Annotated in this window: 9 protein-coding genes; all 9 read left to right on the top strand. The window is 64.3% G+C overall.

Going from position 1 to position 11054, the window contains the following annotated elements; genetic code table 11:
- Window positions 1–145 (top strand): GNAT family N-acetyltransferase (locus HPY83_18920; protein ID NPV10023.1); only part of this gene is annotated, 145 nt, incomplete at its 5' end.
- Between the two features lie 210 nt (window positions 146–355).
- Window positions 356–511, top strand: a complete 156-nt coding sequence (locus tag HPY83_18925; protein NPV10024.1) for a hypothetical protein — start codon at window positions 356–358, stop codon at window positions 509–511.
- 184 nt (window positions 512–695) lie between these two features.
- On the top strand, window positions 696–1841 hold the full coding sequence (gene carA, locus HPY83_18930) for a glutamine-hydrolyzing carbamoyl-phosphate synthase small subunit (protein NPV10025.1): 1146 nt from the start codon (window positions 696–698) through the stop codon (window positions 1839–1841).
- A gap of 66 nt (window positions 1842–1907) precedes the next feature.
- A complete protein-coding gene (carB, locus tag HPY83_18935; protein NPV10026.1) occupies window positions 1908–5189 on the top strand; it encodes a carbamoyl-phosphate synthase large subunit in 3282 nt (1093 codons plus the stop codon).
- Window positions 5190–5191: 2 nt separating this feature from the next.
- Window positions 5192–6226: a tetratricopeptide repeat protein gene (locus HPY83_18940; protein ID NPV10027.1), complete on the top strand. Its 1035-nt coding sequence runs from the start codon at window positions 5192–5194 to the stop codon at window positions 6224–6226.
- An 87-nt stretch (window positions 6227–6313) separates the two neighbouring features.
- Window positions 6314–7576, top strand: a complete 1263-nt coding sequence (locus HPY83_18945; protein NPV10028.1) for an argininosuccinate synthase — start codon at window positions 6314–6316, stop codon at window positions 7574–7576.
- A 77-nt stretch (window positions 7577–7653) separates the two neighbouring features.
- Window positions 7654–8817, top strand: coding sequence for an ATP-binding protein (locus tag HPY83_18950; protein ID NPV10029.1), 1164 nt, complete (start codon window positions 7654–7656; stop codon window positions 8815–8817).
- Between the two features lie 700 nt (window positions 8818–9517).
- Complete coding sequence (gene argJ / locus HPY83_18955) at window positions 9518–10723, top strand: bifunctional glutamate N-acetyltransferase/amino-acid acetyltransferase ArgJ (GenBank protein NPV10030.1); 1206 nt, start codon at window positions 9518–9520, stop codon at window positions 10721–10723.
- 162 nt (window positions 10724–10885) lie between these two features.
- Window positions 10886–11054 (top strand): Gfo/Idh/MocA family oxidoreductase (locus HPY83_18960; GenBank protein NPV10031.1); only part of this gene is annotated, 169 nt, incomplete at its 3' end.

Raw genomic sequence — 11054 nt, forward strand, 5'->3', positions numbered from 1 at the left:
CTTCACGTACGAGAGAGCCTTCTTTGAGCGGCTGGGCTTTCGAGTGGTGGACAAGGAGTCCCTGCCGCGCAAAGTCTGGGGCGAGTGTCTGGACTGCCCCAAGTTCCCCGACTGTGACGAGTTAGCGATGGCGCTGGAGTTGTGATATAGTAATCGGTCGGCGGGCGAGGCCCGCTCGTTCACGCGAGGAATGAGCCCACAGTGGGGCCAGGCGCTCAAGGGGCGGCGCTCCCCTGTGGGCTCTTTGGCACGTGGGAGCCGGTGAGGGGATGCGAAGTGAGCGAGGGGTCAAGCCCGGGCGAGCGAGGAGCAACCGGATAGGCTGCCCATCCGCATCTACCCGGATGCATGTTACGTGAACCGCCGCTTCGACGACCGCTGTGCCGTCCGGGTGCGGCGCGAGGCCGAAGCGGTGGAAGCTCTGATTGCTGCTTGCCAGGCCGACGTGCTTGAGTGGGTTGGCAGTGAAGTGCTCGAGCTAGAGCAGGCAGAGACGAGAGACCCCAGCTAGCGCCTGGCGCTGCTCGTTCTGGCATCCGGGGCTGCTGTCCGAGTGCTCGAGTGAGGCGAAGGTTAGCTGCTGGGGATGGCCGAGCTGATGCCTGGCGAAGCGGAGGTCGGGGAAGGTAGTCCTGACACGGCCCGCTCCGCGTGGTCCCAGCATAGTTCGACTCTGAGACACTATGGAGTACAGCTTGCAGGCGATTCTGGCACTTGAGGACGGCACCATCTTCCGCGGACGTGCCTTCGGGGCGATCGGGGAGCGCACCGGCGAGGTGGTCTTCAACACCGGCATGACTGGCTACCAGGAGGTGCTTACCGACGCCTCCTACAAGGGCCAGATGGTGTGCATGACCTACCCTCACATCGGAAACTACGGCATCAACCGCCTGGACTACGAATCCCGGGGGCCTCAAGTGGAGGCCCTCATTGTGCGGGATGTGTCCGAGGAGCCCAGCAACTGGCTTTCGGAGGAGAGCCTGCCGGAGTTCCTCCTCCGGCACGGGGTCATGGGCGTGACTGACATAGACACGCGCGCCCTGACCAGGCACCTGCGCCAATTCGGCGTGATGAAGGCAGTGCTCTCCACTGACGACCTCGACGAGGACAGCCTGGTCCGCAAGGCTCAGACGGCCCCCGACATCTCGGAACAGCACCTGGTGGCGCAGGTCAGCACCCGCGAGCCCTACCACTGGGAGGAGGGTACGCCTCCGGAGTGGATGGCATCAGCGTACGGCTACAGCGAGCCCGCCCTGCCTGCCCCCAGCCGGCCGTACCGGGTCGTGGTGGTGGATACGGGGGTGAAGTTCAACATACTTCGGCGCCTGGTCGACTCCGGTTGCGATGTGACGGTGGTCCCCTATGACACCTCGGCCGAAGAGCTGCTTCGGCTAGAGCCGGAGGGAATCCTACTGGCCAACGGACCGGGCGATCCCGAGTCGGTGCCCGAGACTCTGGAGACGGCTCGGGCGCTTTGTGGCGTCAAGCCCATCTTCGGTATCTGTCTCGGCCACCAGATACTGGGCCTGGCAGCCGGGGGGCGTAAGTTCAAACTCAAGTTCGGGCATCACGGCTTCAACCAGCCCACCAAGGTGCTGCGCACTGGCGCGGTGGAGATAACCTCCCAGAATCACAACTACGCTATAGACACCGCCACCCTCGACCTAAGCGAGATCGAGATTACCCACGTCAACCTGAACGACAACACGCTCGAGGGCATGCGCCACCGGAACGTGCCCATCTACAGCGTACAGTTTCATCCCGAAGCCTCACCGGGCCCCCACGACTCCAGCATGACCTTCCATCCCTTCATAGAGATGATGGAAGCGGAACGGGGTTGAGCGAGGCGGGGACATCGCGAGCGGCTGCCCCATCCCTTGAGGTCCACCAGACCGAGAAAGAGACAGATGCCTAGAAGGACAGACATCCACCGGATAATGATCATCGGCTCCGGGCCCATCGTGATCGGACAGGCGTGCGAGTTCGACTACTCCGGCACCCAAGCCGTCAAGGCCCTGAAGGAGGAGGGGTACGAGGTGGTGCTGGTGAACTCGAACCCAGCCACCATTATGACCGATCCTGAGCTGGCCGATCGTACCTACATTGAGCCATTGGACATGGACACGGTGGCCAGGATCATCGAGCGGGAACGGCCGGATGCGCTCTTGAGCACGGTAGGGGGCCAGACGGGACTGAACGTGTCCGTGGCGTTGGCCGAGGCCGGGGTGCTGGACCGCTTCGGGGTGGAGCTGATCGGGGCCAAACAGGAAGCGGTCAAGATCGCCGAGGACCGCAGCCTCTTCCGCGCTGCCATGCAGGAGATTGGGCTGGAGGTACCTCGGTCGGGGCTGGCGACCTCACTGGACCAGGCTCTGTCCGTAGTGAAGGAAGTGGGCTTTCCGGCCATCATCCGACCCTCGTTCACTCTGGGTGGCACCGGCGGCAGCACCGCCTACAACATCGAGGAGTTCCGGGAACTGGCTCAGCGCGGGCTCAACATCAGCCCCATCCACCAGATCCTCATCGAGGAGTCGGTCATCGGATGGAAGGAGCTCGAGCTGGAGGTGATGCGCGACCTGAACGACAACGTGGTTGTCATCTGCTCCATCGAGAACTTCGACCCCATGGGGGTGCACACGGGCGACAGCATCACCGTGGCCCCGGCGCAGACGCTCACCGACAAGGAATACGAGCGGATGCGCAACCAGGCGAAGGCCATCATCCGCAAGGTGGGAGTGGAGACGGGAGGCTCGAACATCCAGTTCGCCATCAGCCCCTACGACGGGCGTATCGTGGTCATTGAGATGAACCCGCGCGTGTCGCGGAGTTCGGCCCTGGCGAGCAAGGCTACCGGCTTCCCCATCGCCAAGATCGCCGCCAAGCTGGCAGTCGGCTATACCCTCGATGAGCTGCGCAACGACATCACCCGTGTCACTCCGGCCTCTTTCGAGCCCACCATTGACTACGTGGTGGTCAAGATCCCCCGATGGAACTTCGAGAAGTTCCCGGGTGCCGATGAAACCCTGGGCACCCAGATGAAGTCTGTGGGTGAGGTGATGGCTATCGGGCGAACCTTCATCGAGGCGCTGCAGAAGGGGGTGCGCTCACTAGAGATGGATCGGCACGGGCTGGGCGCCGACGGCCGGGACGACATAGAGCCCGAGCGCCTGCGGGAGCGCTTGGTCACTCCCAACCGCGATCGCATCTTCTATATGCGCTACGCCCTCGAGACGGGGATGTCGCGGAAGGAGGTTGCCGACCTGACTAAGATCGATCCCTGGTTCGTGCGCCAGATCGAGCGCCTGGTGGAATTCGAGCGGGAACTAGTGGGTCAGTCGCTGGAGACAGTGTCGCGCGACCTGCTCTGGCGGGCTAAGCGACTGGGCTACTCCGACGCTCAGTTGGCGCACTTGCTCGGGGTGGGCCGCAGTGCCGACACTCCCTTCCCGGAGCTTGTGGTTAGGCGTCGCCGGCTGGAGTTGGGCGTGCGCCCCACTTACAGCCGCGTGGACACCTGCGCTGCCGAGTTTGAGGCTTTCACTCCCTATCTCTACTCCACCTATGAAACCAGGTGCGAGGCCGACCCCACCGACCGGGACAAGGTGATCATTCTAGGTAGTGGCCCCAACCGGATCGGCCAGGGCATCGAGTTCGATTACTGCTGCTCCCACGCCTCGTTTGCTCTGCAGGAACTGGGCCTGGAAAGCATCATGATAAACTGCAACCCGGAGACGGTCAGCACCGACTATGACACCTCAGATCGGCTCTACTTCGAACCGCTAACCCTAGAAGACGTGCTCAACGTGGTGGACGTGGAGAGGCCTAGGGGGGTGGTCCTCCAGTTCGGAGGACAGACGCCCCTGAAGCTGGCCGAGGGGCTCCAGTACGCCGGTGTGCCCATCCTGGGTACCTCCCCTGATAGCATAGACCTGGCCGAGGACCGGGAGCGCTTTGGGGATCTTCTGCTACGTCTGGGAATCCCGCAGCCCGAGAACGGGACCGCTACTTCCTTTGAGGAGGCGCGGGAGGTCGCGGCCAAGATCGGGTACCCGGTGCTGGTTCGGCCCTCGTACGTGCTGGGCGGGCGGGCCATGGCCATCGTCTACGATGAGGAGGAGCTGGAGCGCTACATGCGGGCTGCGGTCCAGGTTACCCACGAGCACCCGGTGCTGATTGACCGTTTCCTCGAGGACGCCTTCGAGATGGACGTGGACTGCATCAGCGACGGGGAGACCTCGGTCATCGGGGGCATCATGGAGCAGATCGAGCTCGCCGGCGTCCATTCGGGCGATAGCGCCTGCGTCATCCCCACCTACATGGTGAAGCCTGAGCATGCCGAGACCATGCGCGAGTACACACGGCGACTGGCCGAGGCGTTGCGCGTGCGGGGGCTAATGAACGTGCAGTACGCCATGAAGGAGGGCGTGGTGTACGTGCTGGAGGTTAACCCCCGGGCCAGCCGCACCATCCCTTACGTGAGCAAGGCCATTGGGCATCCGCTGGCCAAGTTGGCCACCAAGGTCATGCTGGGTCATACGTTGGGTGAGTTAGGTTTCACGGAGGAAGTGGAGCCGCATGCCTACTACGTCAAGGAAGTGGTGTTGCCCTTCATCAAGTTTCCCGGCGTGGACACGGTGTTAGGGCCAGAGATGCGCAGCACTGGTGAGGCCATGGGCGTGGGAGCCAACTTCGGCCTCGCCTACGCTAAGGCCCAGATGGGGGTGTCCTGCCCTCTGCCGACGAGTGGCACCGCCTTTCTGAGCGTCAACGACAACGACAAGCCGAACCTGCTTCCCATCGCCACTAGCCTGGCTCAGGCGGGGTTTCGCTTGCTCGCTACCGGCGGCACGGCTGCGTTCTTGCGCTCTTACGGCCTGGATGTGGAGACGATCCGCAAGGTGAGCGAGGGGCGGCCCAACGGGGTGGACTACATCAAGAACGGGGACATAGACCTTATCATCAACACGCCACTGGGCAAGGCCTCCTTCAGCGATGAAGGAGCGCTGCGCCGGGCGGCTGTGGCCTACAACGTACCCTGCATGACTACGCTGTCAGCCGCCTCTGCCGCTGTCGAGGGAATCCTGGCGCTCCTCGAAGGCGATCCGGGCGTCTGCTCGTTGCAGGAGTACCACGCTCTGCAGCGGACTCAGACGGCCGCCGGTAGCCCCAGGGGCAGCGGAGCGGAGTAGCCATGGCTCCGGCCGAGGACTTGACCAAGGCAAGAGAGGAGTACTGGCGGGGCGACCCCGACCGGGCGGCCGATCTGCTGGAGCGCTATCTGGAGGAAGTGCCGAGGGACGTCGAGGCCCGCCTCCTGTTGGCCCGCTGCTACAGTCGGATGCGCCTGGGCGAGGAGGCTGTCGCCGAACTGGAAGACGTGCTTGAGGACGAGCCCGACAACGCCGAAGCTCACGCCTTGCGGGGCGCGGAGCACTACTTCGCCGATGAGCTGGACGAGGCCCAGGAGGAGCTTGACCGTGCCCTCGAGCTCGATCCAGACAATGTAGAAGCTCGCGTCCGCCTGGCCCAGGTGCACGTGGACCTCAAGGAGCACGAAGAGGCGGAGGCGGAACTGGCGGAAGCCGAGCGGCGGGCAGGCGAGGACGAGGATCTGCTGGCCCTGGTGCGGATGGGACAGGTCTACCTGGCCATGCAGCGTCGGGAGAGCGATGTAGCGCTGGAGCTCATATCCCAGAACGAGCACCTGTGGGAGGGCCGGCCCTATGTTGCCGCCACGGTGCGCTCCAACCAAGCCATCATCCACGCCCGTCGCCGGGACTATGCTCAGGCGCGCGAATTGTTGGTGGATGCGCTCGACCTCGACCCTTACTTCCATATGGCTCGCGGCCTGCTGGGGCAGATCGCCGTTCTGCAGAAGGACTACGACCTGGCGGCGGATCAGTTGCTCCAGGTGGTCGAGAACAGCAAGGAAGTGAGCGGGCAGATCTACTACGCCCTGGCTACCAGTCTGGCGGCCCTGGGGCGACACGAGGAAGCCAATCGGTACTATGCCGCCGCTCTCGACTTCGGGCTCAAGGGCTTTCCCGCCCTGACGGCCAAGCTGGCCGTCTTGCTGCCCGACATGAGGTTGCGGTTGGTGCTCCTGGGCGTGGTGCTGGCTTTGGTCGCCCACCTGGCGTTCCACGCCTTCGCTCCTTTCGCAGCTCTGGCGGTGGTGGCGGCGGTGGGCGTGCTGGGATGGCAGATAGTCCGCGGTGGTAGGTAGGGGTGGGGCAGAGCGCCCAAGGGCAAGCGAGATCCCTTGGCGTTACTGTCCACCAGCTGGCCGCCACTCGCAGGTGGGAGGCGCTAGATGCGAGGCAAACAGCAGGTACGCAAGGTGGTTCTGGCCTACTCGGGCGGGCTGGATACGTCCGTCATCATCCCTTGGCTGCGAGAGAACTACGATTGTGAGGTGATCGCCTACACGGCCGATGTGGGGCAGGGCGACGATCTGGAGGGGCTGCGGGAGAAGGCCATCAGGACCGGGGCCAGCAAGATATACATTGACGACCTGCGCGAGGAGTTCGTGCGGGACTTCATCCTGCCCACCGTCCAGGCCGGCGCAGTCTACGAGCGCAAGTACCTGCTGGGGACCTCGTTCGCCCGGCCCATCATCGCCAAGCACCAGGTCATGGTGGCGGAGAAGGAAGGCGCGGACGCGGTGGCGCATGGCGCCACAGGGAAGGGGAACGACCAGGTACGGTTCGAGCTCACCTACAAGGCTCTCAACCCGCGGCTCAAGGTAATTGCGCCGTGGCGCGAGTGGGACCTGAGCTCCCGCGAGGACTGCCTGCAATACGCAGCCGAGCGCGGGATTCCGGTCCAGGCCACGGCCAAGAAGATCTATAGCCGGGACGGCAACCTGTGGCACCTGAGCCACGAGGGAGGCGATCTGGAGGATCCGTGGTCTGAGCCCGACGAAGGGATGTTCATGCGCACCGTGGCTCCTGAGGCCGCGCCCGACACGCCGGAGTACCTGGTGGTGGACTTCGAGAAGGGCGTGCCCGTGGCCCTGGACGGGGAGCGGGTAGGGCTGGTGGCCCTGGTGGAGAAGCTCAATGAGATCGGAGGCCGGCACGGGGTGGGCCGCTGCGACATGGTGGAGAACCGGCTGGTGGGCATGAAGTCCCGAGGCGTGTATGAGACGCCCGGCGGCACGCTGCTGCTGACGGCGCACCGGGAGCTGGAGAGCCTAGTGTTGGACCGAGAGACCATGCACTACAAGGACGTGGTGGCACAGCGATACGCTGAGCTGGTCTACTACGGGCTATGGTATTCGCCCCTGAAGGAGGCGCTGGATGCCTTCGTGGCCAAGACCCAGGAGAAGATGACGGGCTCGGTCAGGCTGAAGCTGTACAAGGGCAATGCCTGGCCCGTAGGCCGGCGCTCGCCGTTCAGCCTCTACCGCGAAGACTTCGCCACCTTCGGCCGCGACGACGTGTACGATCAGACGGATGCCAAGGGGTTCATCAACCTGTTCGGCCTGCCTCTGCAAGTCAGGGCGCTTCTGGCGGCTGACGGCCTCGCCGAGGGCCTGCCCCAACCCGATTACACCCAGTTCAAGCGCGACTGATTCCGTGCCGGTAGCAGGGGCTCGCTGTAGCGAGAGGCGGTGCGGCCTCGCGTGGGGATGAGGGACGAGGGTGTGCGGTGAACAGGATAGCAAAGAGCACGGCAAGGTTCTCCCAGGTAGCCCTCGGGAACTGGAAGAACTTCGCGCAGGCGGAGGTACCCCTGCAGAGGCGAGTGTTCCTCGTAGGCCCGAACGCCTCCGGCAAGTCGAACTTCCTGGATGTGTTTCGATTCCTGCGTGATCTGGCAACACCTGGAGGTGGTTTTCAGGAGGCGGTGCGGCGCCGCGGTGGTGTGAGTGCCATCCGCTGTCTCTCTGCTCGACGCTACTCTGACGTCACCGTGAGAGTCGTCGTTGAGGCGGAGGAAAGCTCTGCCCGGTGGGGGTATGAGCTGTGTTTCAACCAGGACAAACAGCGCCGCCCGCTGATCAGGAAGGAACAGGTGATCCGGGGCGAAGAGATCCTGCTCGATCGGCCCGACGCCGACGATCAGGCTGACCCAGAGCGCTTGACCCAGACCCACCTAGAGCAGGTGAACGTCAACCGTGAGTTCCGGGACGTGGCGACGTTCTTCCAGTCCGTGCGGTACCTTCACGTCGTGCCACAGCTCATTCGCGAGCCAGACCGCTCTGTCGGCCGCTCCAATGACCCTTTCGGAGGTGACTTCCTAGAGCAGATCGCCAAGACCGATGAGCGCACGCGTAAGGCGCGCCTCAAGAGAGTCAGAGACACTCTGCGCGTCGCGGTGCCTCAGCTCGGGGACATCGAGCTCTGGCGGGATGAAAGGGGTACCCCGCACCTCCGCGGCAAGTACGAGCACTGGCGTCCGCAGGGAGCATGGCAGACCGAGGAGCAGTTCTCCGACGGCACTCTCCGGCTGATAGGGCTTCTGTGGGCGCTCATGGAGGGAGGCGGCCCCCTCTTGCTGGAAGAGCCCGAGCTTTCGCTCCATCCTGAGATCGTCCGGTTCCTGCCTCAGATGTTCGCCCGCGTCCAACGGCGATCGAGACGGCAGATCATTGTCAGTTCGCACTCGGCTGACCTACTCCGCGACGAGGGCATCGGGGTAGATGAGGTGCTTCTGTTGCACCCGGGCCTCCAGGGAACGACGATCGAGGCTGCAGGCCACTTCGAGCAGATCCTCGCCCTGTTGGAGGGGGGAGTGACTCTCGCTGAGGCGGTCATTCCCAGCACGCGGCCTGAGCGCGCTGAGCAGCTGCCGCTGTTCGGGGATCGCTAGATGGGTGGCGCCACGTCTGTGTCTGTCTCCTGTGCTGTAGAAGGAGACGTGGATGAGGCGGTCGTTCGCCGTGTGCTGGAGTCCTTAGGTGCAACGGCGGGCATTGTCTACGGTAAGAGCGGCAAAGCCCAACTGCGGCAGAGGATACGTGGGTATAACAACGCAGCCCAACATGCGCTATGGCTGGTTCTGGTTGACCTCGACCATGATGCGGAGTGTGCGCCGTTGCTTCGGCAACTCTGGCTGCCCGATGCCGCGCCATGGATGTGCTTTCGGGTGGCGGTTCGTGCAGTTGAGGCCTGGTTGTTAGCAGATCGAGAGAGGATTGCCTCCTTTCTCGACCTCCCTATCGCCAGGGTCCCTGAGGACCCAGAGGCACTAGACGACCCGAAGAGGACCATGGTTGATCTGGCGCGGTCATCGCGGCGGCGCGACATCCGCGAGGACATGATACCACGCAGGGGGAGCGGCCGGGCCGTGGGGCCGGCATATACCTCGCGTCTCATAGAATTCGTGTCGTCCAGACCGAGGGGCTGGCGTCCGGACGTGGCCAGTCTTCGTTGTGACAGCCTTCGGCGAACCACCGAGCGCTTGAGGTGTCTCATGGGCGTGCTCGGAAGGTGAGCAGGCGCCGAGTCGCCAGTCTCTGAGAGAGTGGCCAGTTGAGGATCGGAGGATATCCGTGGGGCGGACATACCGCATGGAGGATGGAAGCATTACCGACGTTCCCGGCTTCGTTGCCGCTGGGGTCCACTGCGGCCTGAAGAAGGAGGGCATGCTGGACCTGGCGCTGGTGCTGAGCCAGAGGCCGGCCTGCTGCGCTGGCGTCTTCACCACCAACCGGTTCCAGGCGGCACCGGTGCTGTACGACCGTGACGCCATCGACTCCGATCCCAGGGGAGTGCGGGCGGTGGCCATCAATAGCGGCTGCGCCAACGCTTGCACCGGTCCCGAGGGCGAGGAGGACGCCCGGGAGATGGCCAGGCTGGCGGGGCGGGCCCTGGGGGTTGATGCCAACCGTGTCCTGGTCATGTCCACCGGTGTCATCGGTCAGCGGCTCGACCTGGCCAAGGTGGGCGCCGGGCTGACGCGGGCAGCGGAGTCGCTGTCCTCCGCGGGTGGTCACGATGCCGCTCGCGCCATCATGACCACGGACACTCGCCCCAAGGAGTTCGCCCTACGGGCTCAGGTGGCGGGCGCCACGGTGACGGTGGCGGGGATGGCCAAGGGCGCGGGAATGATCGGCCCCAACATGGCCACCCTGCTCTCCCTGATCGTCACCGACGCTTCCGTGTCGCCCGCAGCCCTGGAGCAGATCCTGGTCTACGCCACCAATCGCAGCTTCAACTGCATCACGGTGGACGGAGACATGAGTACCAACGATACCCTGCTGCTCCTGGCCAACGGGGCCGCCGGCAACCCGACCATCGAGGGGCGCGAGAGCGAGGGCTTCGGGGATCTGCGAGACGCAGTCACGACGACCGCGGTGGAGCTGGCGAAGATGGTGGCCTTCGACGGCGAAGGGGCCACCAAACGAGTTACCATCCAGGTGAAGGGGGCCCGCACGTGGGAGGAGGGCCGAACCGCGGCCATGTCGGTGGCTAACTCTCCTCTGGTCAAGACGGCCATCTACGGCCGGGACGCCAACTGGGGCCGCATCCTCTGCGCTGTGGGTTACAGCGGCGTGCCCGTAGACCCGGGTCGGGTGGATCTGTGGCTGGGCGACCTGCACCTGGTGCGACAGGGTCGGCCCCACGACGTGAATGAGGCGAGGGCGGCGGAGATACTGGCCGAGGAGGACGTAGCCATCACTGTGGACTTGGGCATGGGGCAGGAATCGGTCACCGTGTGGACCTGCGACCTCTCCCACGACTACGTCTCCATCAACGCCCATTACCGCACATGAGGACAGGGATCTCACCCAAAGACGCAAAGACGCAGAGGGACAACAAGGCGGCAAAAGGAGAGAGGAGGACGGTAGGGAGGAGATGCAGGCGGTGCTTCACCGCGTCTCCGCGTCTCCCCCTCTCTCCATCTCTCCTTTCCCTGCGGTATCGGAGGGGCCGGTATGCCAACCAGGATCGGATTCATCGGAGTCGGACTGATAGCCACCTCGCACCTGGAGAACCTGGCGGCCATGGAGGGGGTGGAGATCGTGGCGCTATGCGACCTGTCGCCGGCGGCGCTGGAGAAGGCCCAGCGCCGCTTCGGAGGACAGACGTACGCTGATCACCGGC

The organism is Anaerolineae bacterium, from assembly GCA_013178015.1.
Classification (GTDB): Bacteria; Chloroflexota; Anaerolineae; order DRVO01; family DRVO01; genus Ch71.

Bases quoted from the DNA above. Each gene is read 5' to 3' on its own strand.
- HPY83_18940 (NPV10027.1), top strand. From the start codon at position 5,192: ATGGCTCCGGCCGAGGACTTGACCAAGGCAAGAGAGGAGTACTGGCGG.
- carB (NPV10026.1), top strand. From the start codon at position 1,908: ATGCCTAGAAGGACAGACATCCACCGGATAATGATCATCGGCTCCGGG.
- HPY83_18945 (NPV10028.1), top strand. From the start codon at position 6,314: ATGCGAGGCAAACAGCAGGTACGCAAGGTGGTTCTGGCCTACTCGGGC.
- argJ (NPV10030.1), top strand. From the start codon at position 9,518: ATGGAGGATGGAAGCATTACCGACGTTCCCGGCTTCGTTGCCGCTGGG.